We start from the raw sequence: 21,712 nt of genomic DNA on the forward strand, positions 1-21,712 counted from the left end.
TCACCCCTCCGTCAGCCCAAATGGGCTGCCACCTCCCCTGCAGGGGGAGGATTAGAGGTTGCTTGTCTACGGTCGATCGTACGCCTATCGCTTCCCCCGCGACAGGTTCCCCCGACGCTCACGCCAAGGGGGATGAAAATGGGAACGGGAAACACCCGGCTGCCCCTGCAACTGTACGCGGCGAGCCATCGTGCCTTATGCCATTGGGATGGTCCCGAGAAGGCGGTGCGGACGGCGTTGACCCGCGAGCCAGGAGACCTGCCCGTTGCGGTCGTCTTTCGTCCGGCCAGGGTGCGCCGAACGGACGGGTAATACCCCGAGCGACGACTTCGCTTCGCGTCGCGCGGAGGCTGGAGGCGTGCGCCTTTTGCTTTTTGTGCGGTGCGGGACCGACTGTCCGAAGGGGTTCCTATGCCAAGTTCACATCATTCTAATATCGTCCGGGAACGGACATGCTGAGGCCGGTCGAGGACGGCGTCGCGGTGGTCGCGTGCAACACGTGCCGCCATTCCACGGACTCGCGCGATGACGAACAGGGCCAGCGTGGCGGCGCGCTGCTGGTCAGTGCGCTGAAGGCGGTGCAGGCGAGCGATCCCGCCTATGCCGACGTAGCCGTGCAGGAAATGCCGTGCCTGTTCGCGTGCCAGGACTTCTGCACGATCCACCTGCGCGCACCTGCGAAAGTCGGCTATGTGCTCGGCCGGTTCGAGCCGACCGAAGACGCTGCCCGTGCGATCCTGGATTACGCACGGCTCTACGGCGAAAGTGCGTTCGGACAGGTGCCGTTCAAGCAATGGCCGCAGGGGGTCAAGGGGCATTTCATCACACGTACGCCGCCCGCCGGGTTCGTCGTCGAATGACCTTTTTTCCGACGGCCGGGGCATTTCTATCATCCTTGAGCGCGTTGCCGCAGCCGGACGAAGCCGCTCGATCGGCGGCGGTGGCGCGGCAGGGGCAACTGACCAAGCCGCCGGGCTCGCTCGGGCGGTTCGAAGAGATTGCCGTCTTCATGGCCGGCTGGCAGGGCCATGAACGCCCGCGGCTCGATCGCGGCCGGGCGGTGATCTTCGCGGGTAATCACGGCATCGTCGATCGCGGCGTGAGCGCGTTTCCGGCTTCCGTCACCGCGCAGATGGTGGCCAATTTCGAACATGGCGGCGCGGCGATCAACGCGCTGTCGCGCGCGGCGGGGCTCGATCTCAGAGTCGTCCCGCTCGACCTGGACCGGCCGACGATCGATTTCACCGTCGCCCCGGCGATGTCGGAGGAGGAATGCCTCGCGGCGATCAACGCGGGCGCCGCCGTCGTTGCGGACGCGCCCGATCTGATCGTGCTCGGCGAGATGGGGATCGGCAACTCGACCTCGGCCGCCGCGCTGTGCCTCGCCAGCTTCGATGGATCGGCACGCGACTGGGTCGGGCCTGGTACCGGAGTCGACGACGACGGCATGGCCCGCAAGATCGCGACCGTGGAGGCCGGGCTGGCGCTGCACCGGGACGCACTGAGCACGCCGTTCGAGACGCTACGCAGGCTTGGCGGTCGTGAACTTGCGGCGATCGCAGGCGCGGTCATAGCTGCGCGTCTTGCAGGCGTACCCGTCATGCTCGATGGCTTCATATGCTGTGCCGCGGTCGCGCCGATTGCCGCTGCGTGCCCGGATATCCTCGCGCATTGTCTTGCCGGCCACGTGTCGGCCGAGCCGGGTCATATGCGCCTGTTGCGGGCATTGGGCCTCGATCCCCTGTTGTCGCTGGGCATGCGGCTCGGCGAGGGAAGCGGCGCGGCGACTGCGACGTTGCTCGTTCGCGCGGCGCTGGCGGCGCACGACGAAATGGCGACCTTTGCCGAGGCGGGGGTCTCGGTCGCGTGACCGGTTCGCACATGCTGTACCTGATGCGGCATGGTGCTCCCGTCCGCGAAGGCCTGTTGCTGGGGCGAACGGACGATCCGGTAACGGAGGCCGGTATTGCGGCGTGCGTCCGGCGAGCCGCAGGGCTGAAGGTTGCCGCGATCGTGTCGTCCGACCTTATGCGTACACGCGATTGCGCAACGGCGATCGGCAGCGCGCGGGGCATCGTCGGCGAGGCCGATCGACGGTGGCGTGAACTCGACTTCGGAGTGTGGGATGGAATGCGTCCAGCCGATATCGATCCGGCGGCCTTCGCGCGGTTCCACGACGATCCGGACGCTGCCCCGCCGCCGGACGGTGAGCTATGGTCCTCGTTGCTGAACCGGGTCGGCAATGCCTTGGCGGTACTTCCGTCGGTGCCGACGTTGGTCGTCACGCACGGTGGCGCTATCCGGGCGGCGCTCGCGGACCTATGCGGGTTCGACCGGCGGCAGACATGGGCGTTCGACCTGCCTTATGCCGCGCTCGTGTCTTTGCGGATCTGGCCCGGGTTGGATCGGACTGTGCAGATCGTTGGACTTTCGACGTGAAGCGGCTGGTCGTCGCGTTCGGTTTCCTGACGCGGCTGCCGATGCCGCGGGTCGAGGCCGGGGCGAACGACTTTGCCGCGGCGATCCGGTGCTATCCGCTCGTCGGATTGGCGATCGGCGTGCTCGTCGCCGCGGCGGGATGGGCAGGCGCGTCGATCGACCCCTGGACCGGGGCGTGCTCCGCGTTGCTGACGTGGATCGCTGTCACGGGCGCATTGCATCTCGACGGGCTGGCCGATCTCGCCGACGGGCTGGGTGCGGCGCATGGCGACAGGACGCGGTTGCTCGCGGTGATGGCCGATCCGCATGTCGGCAGCTTCGGCGTCGTCGCGATCGTCGCCCAGATGCTCGCCAAGCTCGTGCTGCTGCACGCGGTCGGGCTGACGGCGTGGTGGCTGGTCATCCTGGTACCGTTTGCGGCGCGCATGGGGCCGCTGGCCTGGGCGGTCTTGTTGCCGCCGTTGCGGGCGGGCGGATTGGGCGCGGCGGTCGCGGGCGCAGTCCGGTCGCGCGACCTGGTCGGCTGGGCGCTGCTCCTGGCGCTGGCCGCCGTCGCGGCTCCCGCGCTGTTGACGGTTCCGCTCTTGATCCTAGCCGTCGCTGCGTGGTTGCGGCGTAAATTGGGGGGCGTGACTGGAGACGCGCACGGGGCAGGGATCGAGCTTGTCGAGACGGGCGTCCTGCTCGCTTTTGCCATCGCCGGTGCGTCAGCCGGCGCGCTGGGCTAGGTCGAGCATCGCATCGAGGTCGAGATGACGTTCGAGCGTCGCCGCGATCGCGTCGAGCGCGGCATCGATCGAGGCCGCATGGTCCGGTCCGACCGCGTCGACGCCGAGCCGGGCCAGCCACGCCGCGCGTTGCTCGGCTAGCCCAAACAGGCCGTGGACGTAACTCCCGTGGACCAGTCCATCGGCGCTCGTCGCTCCCTCCGCGCTGCCGTCGGAGCGGTGACCGACGGGACGGTTCAGGTCGGCGCCGGTGGTCGCGCCCATGTGCATCTCATACCCCTCGAAGCGCGCGCCCTTGGCGATCCCCTCGATCCGCTCGAGCGTCTTCGTCGGTGCGAGCACCGTGTCGATATCGAGTAGCCCAAGCCCCGCGATCGTCGTCGCCGCGCCTTCGATACCGTGCGGATCGGCGATGCTGCGACCCAGCATTTGGAAACCACCGCAGAGGCCCAGCACCGGCTTTCCCCGGCGGTGATGCGCAAGGATATCGATGTCCCACCCCTGCGCGCGCAGGAAGGCGAGATCGGGGATCGTGGCTTTCGAGCCCGCAAGCACGATCATGTCCGCCTCGGGGATCGGCGTGCCGGGCGGGACCATCACCAGCGCGACGCCGGGTTCGAGGCGTAGCGGGTCTAGGTCGTCGAAATTAGCGATCCGCGGCGTGATCGGGCAGGCGATCGTTACGCGACGGTCGACCGACGCGGAGCGGCGTTCGAGGATCACGGCGTCCTCGCTGGGCAGGCGTGCGGCGTCCGCTAGCCAGGGTACGACGCCGTAGCCGCGCCATCCGCTGCGCGCCTCGATCGCCCGATAGCCGTCGTCGAACAGCACAGGATCGCCGCGGAACTTGTTGACGAGGAAGCCGTGGATCATCGCCGCGTCGGCTGCGTCGATCACTGCGCGCGTGCCGACGATCGAGGCGATGACACCGCCGCGATCGATATCGCCGACCAGGATCACGGGGACATTGGCGGCGCGGGCGAAGCCCATGTTGGCGATGTCGCTTACGCGCAGGTTGACCTCAGCTGGGCTCCCCGCACCCTCGACGACGACGAGATCGCAGCTGGCCGACAGCCGCTCGAAACTGTCGAGCACGTCGACGAGCAGCCCTTCGCGCCCTTCCCGCCACCGCGCGGCGGCGAGCGTTCCGCGGACCTGCCCGCGGACGATCAGTTGCGACGTGCGATCGCCCTGTGGCTTGAGCAGTACCGGGTTCATGTCGACGCTTGGTTCGACCCGACACGCGATCGCCTGCGTGGCCTGCGCGCGGCCGATCTCCCCGCCGTCGGCAGTAACCGCGGCGTTGTTCGACATGTTCTGCGGCTTGAACGGGCGGACCGACAGGTCACGGTTCGCAAACGCGCGGCACAGTCCGGCGACGAGCACCGACTTGCCGACGTCGGAGCCGGTCCCCTGGAGCATCAGAGCCGCCATGCGAGTACTCCGGCGATGACGAGGAGAAGGATGCAGGCCCGGCGATAGATGCCGAGCGCCGCGCGGAGGTCAGTGGCGGATACGTCGGTGCTTCCGTCGCCGATATACGGCTTGGCAGTGACGATGCCGTCATAGGCGATCGGTCCGGCGAGACGAAGGCCGAGCGCGCCGGCCATCGCCGCCTCGGGCCACCCTGCGTTGGGCGAGGCATGGTTCCGGGCATCGCGTACCATCGTCCGCCAACCGCCCCAGCCCGCAACGCAAAGCAAAACGCCGCTAAGCCGGGCGGGGATGAGGTTGGCGACATCGTCGGTCCGCGCTGCCGCCCAGCCGAATGCGCGCCATCGGGCCTCGCGGTGTCCGATCAGGCTGTCCGCGGTGTTGATCGCCTTGTACGCCCAGAGGCCCGGTAGCCCGGCGAACAGCAGCCAGAACAGCGGCGCGACGACGCCGTCGCAGACGCTTTCCGCGAGGCTTTCGATCGCGGCGCGCGCGACGCCGGCTTCGTCGAGTGTCGCGACGTCCCGACCGACGATCATAGCGACGCGGGCGCGGGCAGCTTCAAGGTCGCCGGCTTCGAGGGCGCGCGCGACCGGCACGACATGGTCGTACAGGCTGCGGATCGCGAGGCCGGGCGCTGCCATCACGCCGATCGCGATCCATGCTATGGGACCGAACACGAGCCGCGCGAGGGAAGTCGCAAAGAGCGCTACGCCGACCGCAACTGCGATGAGTGCAACGATCGTGACGACACCGGCGGCGCGACGGACCGTGCCCGATAGGGTAGGGCGGTTCCAACGCGTCTCCGCCCAGCCGATCATTCGCGCGAAGCCACCAACCGGATGACCGATCCGCGCATAGAGCGGCGCCGGCCAGCCGACCGCGGCGTCGATGATGATCGCCAGCACGGCTACCGGCTCAGCCATCGTCAAGTGCTTCGTCGAGCCGCGCGAAGGCGTCGTCGTCGCCAGGGACGCCCATCCGCAGCCAGCGTGTCGAGTGGTCGAACGATCGAGTCAGGATGCCAGCCTGCGCGAGCCGCTCGAACAGCGCTGGTGCCGCGTCGGTGTCGATCAGCCGGAACAACGCGCAATCGCCGCAGGCTTGGAGGCCATGGCGTGCCAACATCGTGTCGAGCCTCTTGGTGCGTTCGACGATCGAGACCCGCGCGGCGGCGATCCATTCGGCGTCTCGGTAGGCGGCGATGCCATAGGCCACGGCGTGCGCCGAAATGGGCCAGCTGCCGAGCCGCTGGCGCATAACGGCCACGTGCTCCGGCGGCCCGATCATGAACCCGAGCCGCACGCCGGGCAGGCCGAAGAATTTGCCGAACGACCGAAACACGATCGCGCGGTCGTCGGGGTGGAGCAGGGGGATGAGGCTCGATTCGGGCACGACGTCGGCAAACGCTTCGTCCACGATCAGGAAGGCACCGCTGCGCGCGATATCGAGCAGGCGTTGCGGCGTGTCGCACTGGCCGTCGGGATTGTTGGGGTTGGCCAGCAACAGCGTGCCGTCCGCGAGCGTCCCGATCGCATCCCGCGCTATCGGAACGGCGCCGTCGATCGCTTCGGCATGCGTGGCGTAGCTCGGCACGACGAACCTGGCGGGGCTAGGCAGGTCCAGCACGGCCAGCATTCGTAGGCCGAGTTCACTACCGGGCAACGCGACGACCCGGTCCGAGGTCGTACCGAATACGGCAGCAGCGGCGGCTTCCAGATCGGCGATCGCTGCGGGCGAGGGGAGGCTGTGCAGATCGACTGCCGTGACGCGATCGGTGGGCCACGCGCAGGGATTGATGCCGGTCGACAGGTCGAGCCAGGGTCTCGGCGCATCCGGATAGTGGACGGCGGCGAGGTCGATCCGTCCACCGTGGATGCGCAGGGGGTTCATACTGTCTTTCACTCGGATCCGCGGGCTTTCGCTTGATCTTCCGGGCGTCATCGTCATTCCGGGCCCATCGAGCAAGCGCGAAGGAAACGGTAGGATGCAATCGGTCGGGACGCCGTTCGGAAAAAGCCTGTTCGTGCTGGGCGGCGCGCGTTCGGGGAAAAGCCGTCATGCGCAAGGCTTGGCCGAAGCCGCGGCGACGGACCACGCAACGCGGCTCGTCTATATCGCGACCGCGCAGGCATTCGACGGCGAAATGGAGGATCGGATCGCGCGCCATCGTGCCGATCGCGACGATCGGTGGCGGACCGTCGAAGCTCCGCTGGCGCTTGGCGAGGCGCTGAAGAGCGAAGACGGCCCGGACGTCGTGATGCTGATCGATTGCTTGACGCTGTGGGTGTCGAACCTGCTGCTAGCCGACGAGGCTGTCGCCGCGCGCGTGGACGACCTGGTCGAGACGATCGGCCGGTTAAAAGGCCGCGTCATCATCGTGTCGAACGAGGTCGGGTTGGGGATCGTCCCGGACAATGTGCTGGCCCGGCGTTTCCGGGATGCGGCAGGGCTGCTGCACCAGCGGATCGCCGCGGAGGTCGATTCCGTCGACATGGTCATGGCCGGGTTGGTTCAGCGCTGGAAGACGCCGAACGCAGAGTATAGATCTCACAATGACTAGCGATCACATTTCTCACGATGGTCAAGTATTCGCGGTGACCGGAAGCGATCATTTGTGCGATATAAAAAACTGATCTGGTTTTTAGTATCTCGAATTTCGGCAATATGATCGGCAGATCGTGAAACCGATATTTTTAATTTTATTTGTGCAACCCCAAAATTAATTGGAGCAGATCGGTCCGCTCAAACATTAATTAAAACATTTCCGTTCGAGCTATGTTAAAAGAGCTTATCGCCAGCCGATTTTTGGGCCCTGACGACCGAGAGATGCATGTGCTCCCGCCCCGAATTTTGCGGGATTACTCTCATGGCTACGACGCTCAGCCCCCTGGCGCTGATGGTTCGGAAGTTGGAAACGCACGCTGTGCTGGACGACGGCGACCGCAAGGCGCTGCTCGCGCTGCCATATACCCTTCGCACGTTCGAGCCGTCCTCCTACCTCGTGCGCGAAGGCGATGCGCCGGATCAATGCGCGGTACTGTTGTCCGGGTTTGCGTATCGCCAGAAGCTGACTGGCGCCGGCATGCGACAGATCGTGTCGCTGCATATCCCGGGCGAGCCGCTCGACTTCCAGCACCTGTTCCTCGACGTCGCGGACCACAACGTCCAGACGCTCACGCGCGCGGAAGTTGCGACGATTCCGCGATCGGCGCTGCGCGAACTGGCGCGGAACCGTGCGGCCATCAGCAACGCGATCTTCGTCAATACGCTGGTCGAGGGATCGATCTTTCGCGAATGGATTCTGAACATCGGTCGCCGCGATGCGCGGTCGCGGCTGGCGCATTTCCTGTGCGAATTCGCGATCCGTCTGGACATGCAGGGGCTGACCGGCGCCGATGGCTATGAGTTGCCGATGAGCCAGGAGCAACTCGGCGATGCGCTCGGACTGACGGCGGTACATGTGAACCGCACGATAAAGTCGCTCGAGGCGGATGGTCTGATCGGTCGCAATCGTCGCCGGATCAGCTTTCCGCAGTGGGATGCGCTACGCGAACTCGCTGATTTTTCGAGCCGCTACCTGCATCTTGCACAGCAGACCAGCTGACGCTCCTATCGTTGGTGCGCGTGATCGACCGAGTCGATGATCCGCCCGCCGGCCATGAAGACGGCGATCGGGCAGGCCGCGAACAGAAGCCAGCCGCCGTATCCGGGATATTGCTGGAGATAGTGCATCCCGCGTTCGACCGCGCCGACGCCTAGGCCGTAGATGACGAGGAAAGCCTCGAACTTGGTCTTGATGATGAAGAGGCGAGCAAACCGGGTCCACATGGCGGTCCTAAAAGCAAGGTGCGTGCCATTGGCTGATATGCGCGGTTCCGACGTTAGAAAATATGGTTACCTGTAAATTAACTCGACGTTTTAAGTTGGATTGCGGCGGTCAGATGCGAGCGACGTGCGTGACCCGGTCGGCTTCGCGAATGGCCAAGGCGTGCGCGCAATCATCGGCCAGCACGACGCCGCCCTCGATCTCGCGGACCTTGCCGAACGCGGCGCGGAAGTCGGCAAGGTTGCCCGTCGCGACCAGGGCGTCCTTGCCGTCGTCGCCACCGATCCCGACCACGTTGCTGTCGCGCGCGTCGGCGATCGAGCGGACCTGATCGGTGCGGGCGGTCATCGTCGGGCCACCATCGAAGATGTCGACATAGTTTTCGAACGCAAAGCCCTCGTTCTCGAGCATCCGCATCGCCGCGCGGCCCGAGGGATGCGGCAGGCCGATCGCGGCGCGCGCGGTCTCGGTCAGCATCGCGGTGTAGATCGGGTGCTTGGGCATCAGGTCGGCGATGAACTGGTGGCCGTTGATGGCATTGAACTGGTCCGCGTCCTGAAAATTCATCCCGAAGAAGCGGCCTGCGAGGCCATCCCAGAACGGCGAGCCGCCCGCTTCGTCGATAACGCCGCGCAGTTCGGCGAGGATCCGGTCGGCAAAACGCGCGCGGTGCATTTTGATGAAGAGGTAGCGGCTGCGCGCGAGCAACAGGCCGAGGCCGCCCGCGCGTTCGCCGGGATGGAGGAACAGCCCGCCGACCTCGCTCGCGCCTTCCAGATCGGTGGCGAGCGTGAGCATGTCGGCGCGGAAGGTGCGGTTCAGCTCGCGGCTATGCTGCGTGAGCTGGCCGATCCGGTAGCTGTAGAACGGGTAGCTCTGACCCACCTGCGTGAAGATCTGGCAGGTGCCGCGGACTTCCTTCGTCTCGATGTTCTCGAGGATCAGTACGAACAACTCGTCCTGGACCGGGCCGTCGGTGCGCGCGAAGGCGGCGTGGCTGCGTTCGAGCTTGGCGGTGAGTGCGCGGCGATCGGGCGGCAGATTGGTGAAGCCGCCGCCGGTCAGCTTGGCCATTTCGTAGAGGTGCTGAAGGTCGTCGTCGACCGCGGCCCGGATCCTGAAGCTCACAAGCGGCCCTCCGCGATACGCAATATGGTGACCGCCGACAGCGCCGCGCGTTCGGCGAGGCTGTCGGGGATCATGAACTCGTCGGTCGAATGGATCGCGCCGCCGCGGACGCCCATCGTGTCGACGACCGGTACGCCGGCGGCGGCGATGTTGTTGCCGTCGCACACCCCGCCGGTGGCTTTCCAGGCGATATCGAGACCGAGGTCCGCGCCCGATGCCTTGACCAGATCAAACAGCCGCGCGGCGCCGTCGTCGATCGGCTTCGGCGGGCGGTTGAAGCTGCCATGGACCTCGATGCGGACGTCGTGCTCGGCAGCGACCATCGCGACCGCGGAGTCGATATGAGATTGCGCCCGCGCGATATCGTCGAGCGTGGTGGGGCGGAAGTTGATGCGGAGGATGGCGAGGTCGGGGACGACGTTGTTCGGGCCACCGCCCTCGATCCGCGCTGGGTTTACCGCGAGACGCGGGCCGCGGACTTTCGACAAGCGCACCGCGATGTCGGCGGCTGCGACGAGCGCGTTTCGGCCGTCCTCGGGGTTGCGACCGGCGTGCGCGCTGCGACCGTGGACGATGATCGAGAAGTTGCCCGTGCCGCCGCGTGCGCCGGCGAGCGTGCCGTCGGCGAGCGCGGGTTCGTAGGTCAGCGCGGCGACCTTTCCGTGCGCGGCGCGCGCCAACAGCGCGGCAGAGGAGAAGGAGCCGGTTTCCTCGTCCGAGTTGATGACGACGTCATAGCCGATCCGCGCGGCGAGGGGGCTGGCCTCGATCGCCCGGAGTGCGGCAAGCATCACCGCCAGCCCGCCTTTCATATCGGCGACGCCGGGGCCGTTCAGTCGGCCGTCGTCGAGCCATTGCAGAGACTGGAACGTGTGATCGACCGGGTAGACCGTGTCCATATGGCCCGTGAACAGCATGCGGACGGGCGCGTCGGGACGCACGACAAGGTGCAGGTGCTTGCCGTGCTCGATCGCGGAGACCACGCCGTCCGCGCTGACGCTGTCGACGGGTGTCGGCTCGACCAGCGTGATCTCGCCCGGCAGGCTCGCGAACGCATCGCCGAGCAATCCGGCCATCGTCGCCAACCCGGCAAGGTTGCGCGTGCCGCTGTTGACGGCCGCCCATGCCTCGACCTGCGCCAGCATCGGTGCAGCGCCCGCCGTGTCGACGGCATCGCGCTCTATCGGTGTAAGTCCCCTCATCGCGCGACCCTAGCGAGGCCGGGCGCGTGTGGGAACAGCGTCAGAAGCTGTAGACCAGCGACGCGCGGCTGGTGGTGTCGGTCGAGACCGAGCCGACCGGCGGTTCGCTTTCATACTGGACGCTGTACGACAGTGCGGCGGACAGCGGCCCGATCAGCTTGGCGTTGAGTGAGGTCGTGCCGCTGAGCGTGCTGTTGTAGCGCTGGACATAGGCGGAGGCGACCTGGCTGACCGACAGGCCGCTCAGAATCCGCACGCTGAAATTCGCCGTGCCACGCGCGGCGATGCTGCTCTGCTCGGTATCGTCGGTGAATTCGGTGTAGCGATACGCTGGCCCGAGTTCGAGATCGAGCTTGGTCCCCGCGGTCTTGATCACGCTGTAGCCGGCACCGATCGAGGTCGAATAACGGTTGAAATAGCCGAGGAACCGATCGCCTTCATATTGCGCGACGCCGTAGATATAGGCGCGGTCGTCGATCTTGTAGTTGGGCTCGTACGAGGCAAGATAATGCTCGCGCGTCGTGATGTTCTGGTTCGACTGATAGTCCGCCTGCGCATGGAATTTCTGGCGCCAGCGAAGACCTTCGCGGTTGAGGTCGAGCACCGAAGTGCCGCCCGCCGTGTCGGAATTGCCCGTCGTCAGATACCCGCCGACCTCGGCCTTGCCGCTCCACAGGTCGAGGAAGCTGGCCTGGCGGATGACCTGCGTGCGCTGCGCGGCGCGGTCGGCTTTCCACTTTTCGGCGATCGCGAGCACGGCGTCGCCGCTAAGGGGATCGGCGGCGCGCGCGTATTTGGCGATCGTGTTGACGTCCGCTTCGTTCCCCGCCTCCAGCGCCGCGTCGAGCATCGCGCGGATCGTCTCGGGGATCATCACCGACTGCGGGTCGGGCGCGTTCGCCAGCAGCAGCGGGGCGAGCAGGAGAGGGGCTAAGCGGCGCACAGCCGTTCCGTAACGGCAGCGTGACGGAATGGGAACTGTTCAGCGTGTCGAGGTTGCGCCGAGATGTGGCGCGAAGGCGGCGAGTACCTGTTCGTAAAGAGCCTTCTTGAACGGGACGATCAGCCGCGGCAGGTCGGCGGGATCGCTCCAGCGCCACGCACGGAACTCCTCGTGGTCGGTGGAGATGTTCACGTCGGCGTCAGTACCGAGGAAGCGGTACAGGAACCAGCGCTGCGTCTGGCCGCGCCATTTGCCCTTCCAGACCTTGCCGAGCAATTCGGGGGGAAGGTCGTAGACGAATTCGCCGGGAGCCTCCGCGATCAGTTCGACCTTGTCCGGCATGACGCCGGTTTCCTCGCCGAGTTCGCGCAGTGCGGCGGCTTCGGCGTCCTCGCCAGGGTCGATCCCGCCCTGCGGCATCTGCCATGCCTCCAGCGGCGAATCGTTGCGTTGGCCGACGAAGATCTTGCCGTCCGCGTTGATGAGCATGATGCCGGCGCAGGGACGGTAGGGCAGGGTCGAAACGTCGGTCAAAATAGTCTCCGCAACGCAGGTGCTTGGGGCTCGGGCAACTTGGGGGTCGGGCAGCGCGCTCCTACCTACGGAGCATGATCCATGTCGTCCACCATCCCGACTATGTCACCCCCGCGCCGGCGCGCTCGACCTATCGCTGGAACAAGAACGGGCTGATCCGCGACCTGTTGCTCGAAAAGGGTGATGTGGTGACGTGGCACCGCGCCGAGACGACGCCGACTGCGTGGCTGGAGGCGGTTCATGACGAGGATTACGTCGCCGAAGTACTTCGCGCGGACGTGCCGAGGGAGAAGGAGCGGCGGATCGGCTTCCCGGTGACCACGGCGGTGGCATCGCGTGCGGCGATCGTCCCGCACGGGACGTGGCTCGCCGCGTGCCTCGCGCTGGAACACGGGTTTGCGGCGAATACGGCGGGCGGGAGCCATCATGCGCTGGCGAATACGGGCGCGGGGTTTTGCGTGTTCAACGATCTCGCGGTGGCGGCGGCGCGGCTGATCGACGAGGGGCGGGTGGGGCGCGTGCTAGTCGTCGATTGCGATGTGCATCAGGGTGACGGGACTGCGGCACTGTTGGCGGGACGGCCGGAGATCGCGACCTATTCGATCCATGCGGAGAAGAATTTTCCGGTGCGGAAGGCGCGATCGACGGTCGATGTGCCGTTGCCGGACGAGGTCGGCGACGAGGCGTATCTGGCGACGCTGGAGGCGACCCTAGTGCCTTTGCTTGACGAGTTCCGGCCGGAGGTGATCCTGTATCAAGCGGGGGTGGATCCGTTCGAGGGCGACCGGCTCGGGCGGTTGGCGCTGACCTTGGACGGTCTGGCAAGGCGGGAACGGCTTGTCGCTAGCCTTGCGATTGCACGTGGCGTGCCGCTCGCGAGCACGGTGGGCGGTGGTTACGGCGAGGATGCGCTTGCGATCGCCGAGCGGCATGTGGCGGCAATCATGACGCTGGGGGAAACTTTCGCAGCGGCCTGATGCTGGATCGCGGCTTGCTGCGTTGGGGATGCGATGACGACTCCCGTTCTTCTCTGGCTCCGCCAGGACCTCCGCCTTCACGATCACCCCGCGCTGATCGCCGCCGCGCATGCCGGGTCGGTGATCCCGGTCTACGTGCTCGACGACGATGCGCCGGGGAAATGGAAGATGGGGGGCGCTCAGCGCTGGTGGCTGCACCACACGCTCGACGCTTTTGGCAAGTCGTTGGCGGACAAGGGATCGAAGCTGGTCCTGCGACGCGGCGATGCGGTCGAGGTGTTGACGGCGCTGATGGAGGAAATCGGTGCCGAGCAGGTGCATGCGATCCGGCATTACGAGCCGTGGTGGCGCAAGGCCGAGGCGGCGCTTGGTAATCGTTTGTGCCTGCATGACGGTAACCATCTGGCCCGAGTGGAGGACGTAAAGACGGGATCGGGCGGGCAGTTCAAGGTGTATTCGTCGTTCTGGAAGGCGCTGAATCAGATGATGCCGCCGGGCGACCCCGAGCCTGCGCCGCGGACGATCCCCGCGCCGTCGAAATGGCCGAAGAGCGATACGCTGGCGGACTGGGATCTGCTGCCGACCAAGCCGGACTGGTCGGCGGGGTTCGGCGACTGGACGCCGGGCGAGGCGCAGGCGCTGAAGAACGCGAAGGCGATGGCGCCGATCGTCGAGGCGTATGACGTCGATCGCAACATGCCGTCGATCGAAGGCACCTCGCGCCTGTCGCCGCACCTGCATTTCGGCGAGATCTCGCCGCGTACGGTGTGGCATGCGGTCGATGGCCACGGCGACGCGACGACGTTTCGCAAGGAACTGGCGTGGCGCGATTTTACCGATGGTGTCGTCCTGACGATGCCGGATTACGGCGATACGAACGGGCGGCCGAAGTTCGACAAGCTCCCTTGGCGGTCGGGTAAAGACGCCGAGGCGGACCTGAAGGCGTGGCAGGAGGGCAGGACCGGCTATCCGATCGTCGATGCCGGGATGCGCCAGCTTTGGGCGACCGGCTGGATGCACAACCGGGTGCGGATGATCACGGCGAGCTTCCTGGTGAAGCACCTGCTGATCGACTGGCGCGAGGGCGAGCGCTGGTTCTGGGACTGCCTGGTCGACGCGGATTACGGGAATAATTCGGTGAACTGGCAATGGGTCGCCGGGACCGGCGTGGATTCGAACATGTTCGGGCGGATCATGGCGCCGCTGACGCAGTCGGAGAAGTTCGACGCGGGGGATTATATTCGCGAGTGGGTGCCTGAACTGGCGAAGGTGACCGGCGAAGCGATCCATGATCCGGACGAGTCGGGGTGTAGCCCTAAGGCGTATCCGGCGAAGATCGTCGGCCATCGCGAAGGCCGTGAGCGCGCGCTCGAAGCCGGGCGGCACGCGCGCTAGGGTCGCATCTTCTCCCCTCCCTGGAAGGGAGGGGTTGGGGGTGGGTCGGGTTCCGCTTGGTCGACGGTCGTTGGCTCGAACCGGCCTACCCACCCCCGGCCCCTCCCTTTTAGGGAGGGGAGCGCGTTGTGGCCTTGACTACGTTCCAGCCGTTTCCGCCCCGACAACTCTTTCCTAGCCGGCGCCCGTGTTGCATGGAGCGCCGCGATGACCGCCGTTCCCGCTTTCGACGATGTGCCCGCCGCGCAGGTTTCCCCGGTCGCGCGCCTTGTCGCGCCAATGTTTCATCGTCTGCTCGACCGGATCGACGCGGGGCTGGAGAGCGGCGGCATAGACGCGCACTTGCCCGACGGCACGCGGCGGCTGATCGGCGGACGGGCTCCGGGGCCTTTGCCCGTCGTGACCTTGCACCGCTGGCGCGCGCTGGTCCGTCTGGCGACCGCGGGGTCGGTGGGCTGGTACGAAGGCTGGGCGGCAGGCGACTGGTCGAGCCCCGATCCGGTGCCGCTGTTCGACCTGTTCATGCGCAACCGGCGCTCGCTCGGGACTGCGGCACGGTCGGGCGGCGTAGTGCGGCTGGCCGCGCGCGCATGGCACCGGATGCGGCGGAACGACCCAACCGGCTCGCGTAAGAACATCGCGGCGCATTATGACCTCGGCAACGATTTCTACGAGACGTGGCTCGATCCGAGCCTGACCTATTCGAGTGCGATCTTCGCTGAGCCGTTCGACGATGCCGAACTGCATGAGGTGGCGCAGGGGACCAAGCTGCGCGCAATCCTCGACCGGACCGGCGCGCGGGCAGGCGATACGATCCTTGAGGTCGGCTGCGGCTGGGGATCGTTCGCCGAGATGGCTGCGCGCGCGGGAGTTGGCGTGCACGCGCTGACGCTGTCGATTGAGCAGAAGCGGCAGGTCGACGATCGGATCGCGGCGGCGGGGCTCGACGGGGTGCAGGTAGCGCTGACCGATTACCGCGATGTCACCGGCACCTATGATGCGGTTGCGAGCATCGAGATGGTCGAGGCGGTCGGCGAGGAATACTGGCCGGTGTACCTCGACGCGATCGCGCGGGCGTTGAAGCCGGGCGGGCGTGCGGCGTTGCAGTATATCTCGATCGACGACGCGATCTTCGACTCGTACTCGCGGAGTGTCGACTTCATCCAGCGCTACGTGTTTCCGGGAGGGATGCTGTTGTCCGAGCCACGGTTTCGCGCGCTGGCTGAAGCGCGAGGGCTGGCGTGGGAGGACCGGCGCGGGTTCGGATTGCACTATGCCGAGACGTTGCGGCGGTGGCGGGTTGCGTTCGATGCGGCGGTGACCGAGGGGCGGTTGCCGGCGCGGTTCGATGCGCGGTTCGTGGCGTTGTGGCGCTATTATCTGATGTATTGCGAGGGCGGGTTTCTTGGCGGTGGGATCGACGTGGCGCAGGTTACGCTGGTGAAGCGATAGTGTTTTCCTGCGAACGCAGGAACCCAGGGTAACGGGCGGTGGCGATTGTGACCCTGGGCTCCTGCGTTCGCAGGAGAAAGGTTAGGTTACCCGCTCGAAGTGACCAGCTTCAAAACCTTCGATCGCCAGCGCGACGATGCGGTCGGCCACGACAGTCGGTTCCTTTACCGAGTTCGGATCCTCGCCTGGATAGGCCCGTGCACGCATCTTGGTCCGCGTCGCGCCAGGATCGACGATCGCGGTGCGGATGGCGCTGATCTCGGCCATCTCGTCGCCATACGCGCCGAGAAGTATTTCGAATGCAGCCTTCGAAGCGCCGTAGAGGCCCCAATACGCGCGAGGCATCCGCCCGACGCTGGAGGTCACGCCGATCACTCTGGCTGACTTGGCCTTCTTCAGCATCGTGTCGAACGCAGCGATCATGGCCGCCTGCGCGCTGACGTTGAGCGTCAGAACCTGCGCCATTTCCTTCGGATCGATCGCCGGAACCGACGACAACGACCCGAGCATGCCCGCGTTGAGGACGAGGATGTCGAGCGCATCCCAGCGATCGCCGATCGCCGTCGCCAGCCGGGCGATGGCTTCGCTCTCGGCAAGATCCAGCGGGGCGATCGTCGCCGAGCCACCCGCCGCGTGGATCGTCGCCTCGACCTCTTCGAGGCCACCAGGCGTGCGCGCCGTCAGGACGACATGCGCGCCCTTCGCCGCCAGCGCGATCGCCGTCGCAGCGCCGATGCCGCGGCTGGCACCGGTGACCAGGGCCAGCCGGCCTTCGAGAGGCTTGTCCGTCATGTCAGCTCCGGGATTATCAGATGACGCGTTCGGCGAGCATCGCGAACTGATCGACTTCCGAACCTTCGTCATGGTCGGTCAGCGTGGTCGGGTAGTCCCCGGTGAAGCACGCGTCGCAATATTTCGGGCGGACATCCGCACGCTTCGCCTCGCCGAGCGCCTTGTACAGGCCGTCGATCGAGATGAAGTTGAGGCTGTCCGCGTGGATGAAGCCAGTCATGCCGCCGAGATCGAGCTTGGCCGCGAGCAGCTTCTCGCGCTCGGGCGTGTCGACGCCGTAGAAACACGAGTGTCGGGTCGGTGGGCTGGCGATCCGCATGTGCACTTCAGCCGCGCCTGCCTCGCGCATCATCTCGACGATCTTGAGCGAGGTGGTGCCGCGGACGATCGAGTCGTCGACGAGGATGACGCGCTTGCCCTTGATAAGGGCGCGGTTGGCGTTGTGCTTCAATTTCACGCCGAGGTGGCGGACTTTGTCGCCCGGCGAGATGAACGTGCGTCCGACATAATGCGAGCGGATGATGCCGAGCTCGAACGGGATGCCCGACTGCTGCGCATAGCCGATCGCCGCCGGGGTGCCCGAATCGGGGACCGGAATGACGAGATCGGCATCGACCGGCGATTCGATCGCGAGCTGCGCGCCGATCGCCTTCCGGACCGAATAGATCGAGTGATCGTCGACGATCGAATCGGGGCGCGAGAAATACACCCACTCGAAGATGCACGGCCGTGCCGCCATCGGCGCGAACGGGCGGATCGAGCGAATCTCGGAACCCTGGACGATGACCAGTTCGCCCGGCTCGATCGCGCGGACGAAGGTGGCGCCGACGACGTCGAGCGCAACCGTCTCGGAAGCGAAGATCACCGCGTCACCCAGCTTGCCCATGACGAGGGGGCGAATGCCGAGCGGATCGCGGCAGGCGATCATGCCCTCTGGCGTCATCACGATCAGCGAATAGGCGCCTTCGATCTGCTTCAGCGCATCGATGAAGCGATCGAGCAGCGTACGATAGTTCGAGGTCGCGACGAGATGGATGATCGTCTCGGTATCGCTGGTCGACTGGAAGATCGAACCGCGGCGGACGAGCTCGCGACGCAGCCGCATCGCATTGGAAATGTTGCCGTTATGCGCGATCGCGAAGCCACCGGTCGACAGCTCGGCATAGAGCGGCTGGACGTTGCGCAACGCGGTCTCGCCGGTCGTCGAATAGCGGACATGACCGCAGGCGACGGTGCCCGGGAGCGACCGGATCACGTCGTCGCGGTCGAAGTTCCCGGCGACATGGCCCATCGCACGGTGCGTGTGGAAATGCGCGCCGTCGAAGGTCGTGATGCCGGCGGCTTCCTGGCCGCGGTGCTGCAATGCGTGCAGCCCCAGGGCTACGAGCGCGGCCGCGCCATCGGTGGCCGAAACGCCAAACACCCCGCATTCTTCGCGGAGTTTGTCGTCATCATAAGGGTTTGTCGTCAGCATGCCGGTTCTCACGTCGTGCGGAAGCTGCCCTATACGAGCGGATCGCCGGCTTGTCGCCTGTTTGTAATAACATTGCGCGGATCGTTTTGAGGGGGCGGTCGCATCGGGCCGGGTTTCGGGTATATCCCGGACATGACACACAGCCGCGACACGGGCCTGACGCTCGATCCGAAATTCGATTCCGCCGGGCTCCTGACCGCGGTCGTCACCGATCGCGTATCGGGCGACGTACTGATGGTCGCGCACATGAACGCCGAAGCGCTGGCGGAGACGCAGGCGACCGGTGAGGCGCACTTCTGGTCGCGGAGCCGCGAAAAGCTCTGGAAGAAGGGCGAGACTTCGGGGAACGTCCTGCGCGTCGCCGAGCTGCGGATCGATTGCGACCAGGATGCGGTGTGGGTCATCGTCGATGCGGCGGGCCCGGCGTGCCATACCGGCGAGCGGACCTGCTTCTTCCGGCGGATCGAAGGAGGCAGACTGGTGCCGGCCGAATGAAGCGCGTGGTGCTGCTCGCGCTCATGCTCGGCGGGTGTGGGCGGGAGCCGACGACCGCTGTGGCGGACAGCGCGGGGGCTCGGCTCGAGGCTGCGGCAGAGACGGCGGGAATCGTACCTGACCCGAAGGCGCCGCTGCAAGGATCATGGGCGCGCGATACGGACCGCGTCTGCGTGGTCGGTACCGAGAAGACGAGCCGGATCGGCGTCAGCGTCGACTATGGCGAGGACCAAGCGTGCGCCGGATCGGGAACCGTCGAACGTTCAGGCGATGCGCTGAAACTCGCGTTCGGCGCGTGCAAGTTCGACGCACGCTTCGACGGCGATCGCATCGTGTTTCCCGCCGAAGTCCCGGAAGCCTGCGAGTCGCTCTGCACCGGCCGTGCCTCGCTCGCGGCGCTGACCGTCGACCGCCAGAGCGAATCGCGATCGGAGGCTGCGACGCTACGGTCGACGAAGGGAAAGTTGCTGTGCGACAATTGACGTTGACGTAAACGAGAGTTATTTCTCCGGGGATGGCGACACAAGCATCCCTTCGATTGCAGGCGACCCCGCAATCCTACGCGGTGATCGAGCCGCGGCATGATCGCGAAAGCTTCACGATCTCCGATCTCTCCGCCGAGTTCGACGTCACCGCGCGAGCGCTGCGGTTCTACGAGGACGAGGGGCTTATCGCGCCCGAGCGTCGCGGGACTCAGCGCATCTATTCGCACCGCGACCGCGCGCGGCTCGCCTGGATCCTGCGCGGCAAGCGCGTCGGGTTCAGCCTCGGCGAGATCCGCGAGATGATCGATCTCTACGACGTCGGCGATGGCCGCCGCGCGCAGCGCCAGGTCGTGATCGAGCGCAGCCAGGCGCGGATCGCACTGCTGACCGCGCAGAAGCGCGACATCGATCTCGCCATCGACGAACTCACCAGTTTCGTGGCCCTCCTCGAAGTGAGCCGCGCCCAGGACAACCAAGGATAAACCATGCCCCAGTATACGCCCCCCGTCCGCGACACGCGTTTCGTCCTCGAGCATGTCGTCGGTCTCGATCGCTACAATAACCTTCCCGGCTTCGATGCGGCCTCGCCCGACGTCGTCGACGCGGTGCTTGAGGAAGGCGGCAAATTCGTCGCCGAGGTGCTGTTCCCGCTCAACCTGTCGGGCGACCAGCAGGGCTGCACGCGGCACGAGGACGGCTCGGTGACGACGCCGGACGGCTTCAAGGAAGCGTATAAGCAGTATGTCGAGAGCGGCTGGGCGACGCTCGGCAACCAGCCCGAATATGGCGGGCAGGGGATGCCGCACGTCGTGTCGACCGCGTTCCAGGAATACATGATCTCGTCGAACATGGCGTTCGCGATGTATCCGGGGCTCACGCACGGCGCGATCGCCGCGCTGATCGCCAAGGGCTCGGACGCGCAGAAGGCGATGTACGTGCCGAAGATGGTGTCGGGCGAATGGGGCGGGACGATGAACCTGACCGAGCCGCAGTGCGGCACCGATCTGGGCCTGATCCGCACCAAGGCCGAGCCGCAGGCGGACGGCTCATATGCGATCACCGGTACGAAGATCTTCATCTCGTCGGGCGAGCATGACCTGACCGAGAACATCATCCATCTCGTGCTGGCCAAGACGCCGGGTGCGCCAGACAGTTCGAAGGGCATCTCGCTGTTCGTGGTACCGAAGTTCCTCGTCGAGGAAGATGGTTCGATCGGCGCGCGCAACGGCGTCACCTGTGGCTCGATCGAGCACAAGATGGGCATCCACGCAAATTCGACCTGCGTGATGAACTATGATTCGGCGACCGGCTGGCTCGTCGGCGAGGAGATGAAGGGCCTCGCCGCGATGTTCATCATGATGAACGCAGCGCGTCTCGGCGTCGGTCTCCAGGGTCTCGGCGTGGCGGAAGTCGCGTACCAGAACGCCGTGCAGTACGCGCAGGACCGTCGCCAGGGTCGCGCGCTGACCGGGCCGAAGGAGCCGCAGGAGAAGGCGGACACGCTGTTCGTCCATCCCGACATCCGCCGCATGCTGATGGAGGGCAAGTCGCTGACCGAGGGCCTGCGCGCGCTGATCCTCTGGACCGCGCTGCAGGCCGATCTCGAGCATAGCGCCGAGACCGAGGAGGAGCGCCAGCTGGCCGGCGACATGATCTCGTTGCTGACCCCGGTCATCAAGGGATACGGCACCGACAAGGGCTACGAGATCGCGACCAACTCGCAGCAGGTCTACGGCGGCCACGGCTACATCGCCGAATGGGGCATGGAGCAGTACGTCCGCGACGCGCGGATCGCCCAGATCTACGAGGGCACCAACGGCGTCCAGGCGATGGACCTGGTCGGGCGCAAGCTCGCGCAGAATGGCGGGCGCGGGATCCAGGCGTTCTTCAAGCTGGTGGCGGACGACGTCGCGGCAGCGAAGGGCGATGAAGCGACTGCGGTGTTCGCCGAGGCGCTGGAAAAGGCGAACGGCCAGCTCCAGGCGGCGACGATGTGGTTCATGGCGAACGGCATGAAGAACCCCGAGAACGTCGGCGCGGGCGCGGTCAGCTACATGCATTTGATGGGGATCGTCGCGGTCGGCACGATGTGGCTGCGGATGGCGGTCGCTGCGACCAAGCTGAAGGCGGCTGGCGAGGGCGAAGCTGCGTACCTCGATGCCAAGCTGGTGACGGCGCGCTTCTATGCCGAGCGGATCCTGCCGGATGCGGGCGCGCTGCGTCGGAAGATCGAGGGCGGGGCTGAGTCGCTGATGGCGCTGCCGCCCGAGATGTTCATGGCCGCCTGATGCCTTCTGCTCCCCTCCCTGAAAGGGAGGGGCAGGGGGTGGGTAGGTTTCCGCATATCCGAACCGTTGCGGCTCAAGCGGGCCAACCCACCCCCAACCCCTCCCTTCCAGGGAGGG

At 66.2% G+C, this 21,712-nt stretch carries 23 protein-coding genes and 1 riboswitch; of the genes, 13 read left to right on the forward strand and 10 right to left on the reverse strand.

All coding sequences use genetic code 11. From position 1 onward, the window contains the following. Window positions 1–86 precede the first annotated feature (86 nt). Window positions 87–280, forward strand: a riboswitch (cobalamin riboswitch). 172 nt (window positions 281–452) lie between these two features. Genes ASE82_RS02800 through cobS form a run of 4 tightly spaced genes read left to right on the forward strand, consistent with a single transcriptional unit; the run spans window position 453 to window position 3,167 of the window. Then, window positions 453–860: a DUF1636 domain-containing protein gene (locus ASE82_RS02800; protein ID WP_056058555.1), complete on the forward strand. Its 408-nt coding sequence runs from the start codon at window positions 453–455 to the stop codon at window positions 858–860. Further along, entirely contained in the window at window positions 857–1,870 is a 1,014-nt protein-coding gene (gene cobT, locus ASE82_RS02805; protein WP_056058558.1) for a nicotinate-nucleotide--dimethylbenzimidazole phosphoribosyltransferase, read from the forward strand. The genes ASE82_RS02800 and cobT overlap by 4 nt, the downstream gene beginning before the upstream one ends. Before the next feature lie 11 nt (window positions 1,871–1,881). Beyond that, complete coding sequence (locus ASE82_RS02810; RefSeq protein WP_056059576.1) at window positions 1,882–2,439, forward strand: histidine phosphatase family protein; 558 nt, start codon at window positions 1,882–1,884, stop codon at window positions 2,437–2,439. After that, the gene (cobS, locus tag ASE82_RS02815; RefSeq protein ID WP_056058561.1) at window positions 2,436–3,167 is read left to right on the forward strand and encodes an adenosylcobinamide-GDP ribazoletransferase; all 732 of its coding nucleotides are present in this window, start codon (window positions 2,436–2,438) and stop codon (window positions 3,165–3,167) included. The genes ASE82_RS02810 and cobS overlap by 4 nt, the downstream gene beginning before the upstream one ends. Here cobS and ASE82_RS02820 read toward each other — a convergent pair. From ASE82_RS02820 to ASE82_RS02830, 3 genes are read right to left on the reverse strand one after another with little or no spacing between them, the layout of a single operon-like run. Continuing rightward, window positions 3,147–4,601, reverse strand: coding sequence for a cobyric acid synthase (locus ASE82_RS02820; protein WP_056058564.1), 1,455 nt, complete (start codon window positions 4,599–4,601; stop codon window positions 3,147–3,149). The two genes, cobS and ASE82_RS02820, sit on opposite strands and share 21 nt — an antisense overlap. Next, window positions 4,589–5,527: an adenosylcobinamide-phosphate synthase CbiB gene (gene cbiB, locus ASE82_RS02825; RefSeq protein ID WP_056058567.1), complete on the reverse strand. Its 939-nt coding sequence runs from the start codon at window positions 5,525–5,527 to the stop codon at window positions 4,589–4,591. The genes ASE82_RS02820 and cbiB overlap by 13 nt, the downstream gene beginning before the upstream one ends. Next, on the reverse strand, window positions 5,520–6,494 hold the full coding sequence (locus ASE82_RS02830) for an aminotransferase class I/II-fold pyridoxal phosphate-dependent enzyme (protein WP_056058570.1): 975 nt from the start codon (window positions 6,492–6,494) through the stop codon (window positions 5,520–5,522). The genes cbiB and ASE82_RS02830 overlap by 8 nt, the downstream gene beginning before the upstream one ends. A 94-nt stretch (window positions 6,495–6,588) precedes the next feature. Here ASE82_RS02830 and cobU point away from each other — a divergent pair, with 94 nt between their 5' ends. Both cobU and ASE82_RS02840 read left to right on the forward strand, forming a co-directional pair. Next, window positions 6,589–7,164 (forward strand): bifunctional adenosylcobinamide kinase/adenosylcobinamide-phosphate guanylyltransferase, encoded by a 576-nt coding sequence (gene cobU, locus ASE82_RS02835; protein WP_056058573.1) that lies wholly within the window; start codon window positions 6,589–6,591, stop codon window positions 7,162–7,164. Between the two features lie 306 nt (window positions 7,165–7,470). Next, window positions 7,471–8,208, forward strand: a complete 738-nt coding sequence (locus ASE82_RS02840) for a Crp/Fnr family transcriptional regulator (RefSeq protein ID WP_056058576.1) — start codon at window positions 7,471–7,473, stop codon at window positions 8,206–8,208. A gap of 5 nt (window positions 8,209–8,213) precedes the next feature. On the opposite strand, the gene ASE82_RS02845 is transcribed toward ASE82_RS02840, so the two are convergent. The 5 genes from ASE82_RS02845 to ASE82_RS02865 all read right to left on the reverse strand — a co-directional run bounded on the left by ASE82_RS02845 (window position 8,214) and on the right by ASE82_RS02865 (window position 12,237). After that, a complete protein-coding gene (locus ASE82_RS02845; RefSeq protein WP_056058579.1) occupies window positions 8,214–8,432 on the reverse strand; it encodes a hypothetical protein in 219 nt (72 codons plus the stop codon). Window positions 8,433–8,541: 109 nt separating this feature from the next. Next, window positions 8,542–9,558 carry an arginine N-succinyltransferase gene (locus tag ASE82_RS02850; RefSeq protein WP_056058582.1) on the reverse strand — a complete coding sequence of 339 codons (1,017 nt, stop codon included), beginning with the start codon at window positions 9,556–9,558 and terminating at the stop codon, window positions 8,542–8,544. Further along, on the reverse strand, window positions 9,555–10,760 hold the full coding sequence (locus ASE82_RS02855; protein ID WP_056058585.1) for a hydrolase: 1,206 nt from the start codon (window positions 10,758–10,760) through the stop codon (window positions 9,555–9,557). Before ASE82_RS02855 ends, ASE82_RS02850 begins: the two co-directional genes overlap by 4 nt. 40 nt (window positions 10,761–10,800) lie before the next feature. Further along, window positions 10,801–11,703 (reverse strand): DUF481 domain-containing protein, encoded by a 903-nt coding sequence (locus ASE82_RS02860; RefSeq protein WP_056058589.1) that lies wholly within the window; start codon window positions 11,701–11,703, stop codon window positions 10,801–10,803. Between the two features lie 39 nt (window positions 11,704–11,742). After that, window positions 11,743–12,237 (reverse strand): RNA pyrophosphohydrolase, encoded by a 495-nt coding sequence (locus ASE82_RS02865; protein ID WP_056058592.1) that lies wholly within the window; start codon window positions 12,235–12,237, stop codon window positions 11,743–11,745. Between the two features lie 74 nt (window positions 12,238–12,311). Between ASE82_RS02865 and ASE82_RS02870 the strand changes: the two genes are divergently transcribed. The 3 genes from ASE82_RS02870 to ASE82_RS02880 all read left to right on the forward strand — a co-directional run bounded on the left by ASE82_RS02870 (window position 12,312) and on the right by ASE82_RS02880 (window position 16,061). Further along, window positions 12,312–13,214, forward strand: a complete 903-nt coding sequence (locus ASE82_RS02870) for a histone deacetylase family protein (protein WP_056058595.1) — start codon at window positions 12,312–12,314, stop codon at window positions 13,212–13,214. Between the two features lie 33 nt (window positions 13,215–13,247). Beyond that, window positions 13,248–14,609, forward strand: a complete 1,362-nt coding sequence (locus tag ASE82_RS02875) for a cryptochrome/photolyase family protein (protein WP_056058598.1) — start codon at window positions 13,248–13,250, stop codon at window positions 14,607–14,609. A 207-nt stretch (window positions 14,610–14,816) separates the two neighbouring features. Further along, on the forward strand, window positions 14,817–16,061 hold the full coding sequence (locus tag ASE82_RS02880; protein ID WP_056058600.1) for an SAM-dependent methyltransferase: 1,245 nt from the start codon (window positions 14,817–14,819) through the stop codon (window positions 16,059–16,061). Window positions 16,062–16,142: 81 nt separating this feature from the next. Here the strand turns inward: ASE82_RS02880 and ASE82_RS02885 are convergent, their stop codons facing one another. After that, entirely contained in the window at window positions 16,143–16,853 is a 711-nt protein-coding gene (locus ASE82_RS02885) for an SDR family NAD(P)-dependent oxidoreductase (RefSeq protein ID WP_056058604.1), read from the reverse strand. Window positions 16,854–16,869: 16 nt separating this feature from the next. Then, on the reverse strand, window positions 16,870–18,327 hold the full coding sequence (purF, locus tag ASE82_RS02890) for an amidophosphoribosyltransferase (protein ID WP_056058607.1): 1,458 nt from the start codon (window positions 18,325–18,327) through the stop codon (window positions 16,870–16,872). Between the two features lie 132 nt (window positions 18,328–18,459). Between purF and hisI the strand changes: the two genes are divergently transcribed. From hisI to ASE82_RS02910, 4 genes are read left to right on the forward strand one after another with little or no spacing between them, the layout of a single operon-like run. Then, window positions 18,460–18,822 (forward strand): phosphoribosyl-AMP cyclohydrolase, encoded by a 363-nt coding sequence (gene hisI, locus ASE82_RS02895; protein ID WP_056058610.1) that lies wholly within the window; start codon window positions 18,460–18,462, stop codon window positions 18,820–18,822. Beyond that, on the forward strand, window positions 18,819–19,304 hold the full coding sequence (locus ASE82_RS02900) for a hypothetical protein (protein ID WP_056058613.1): 486 nt from the start codon (window positions 18,819–18,821) through the stop codon (window positions 19,302–19,304). Before hisI ends, ASE82_RS02900 begins: the two co-directional genes overlap by 4 nt. A 32-nt stretch (window positions 19,305–19,336) precedes the next feature. Continuing rightward, complete coding sequence (locus tag ASE82_RS02905) at window positions 19,337–19,789, forward strand: MerR family transcriptional regulator (RefSeq protein ID WP_056058616.1); 453 nt, start codon at window positions 19,337–19,339, stop codon at window positions 19,787–19,789. Window positions 19,790–19,792: 3 nt separating this feature from the next. Further along, the gene (locus ASE82_RS02910; protein ID WP_056058618.1) at window positions 19,793–21,595 is read left to right on the forward strand and encodes an acyl-CoA dehydrogenase C-terminal domain-containing protein; all 1,803 of its coding nucleotides are present in this window, start codon (window positions 19,793–19,795) and stop codon (window positions 21,593–21,595) included. The last annotated feature ends 117 nt before the right edge of the window (window positions 21,596–21,712 follow it).

The organism is Sphingomonas sp. Leaf230 (genome assembly GCF_001421745.1).
GTDB lineage: Bacteria > Pseudomonadota > Alphaproteobacteria > Sphingomonadales > Sphingomonadaceae > Sphingomonas.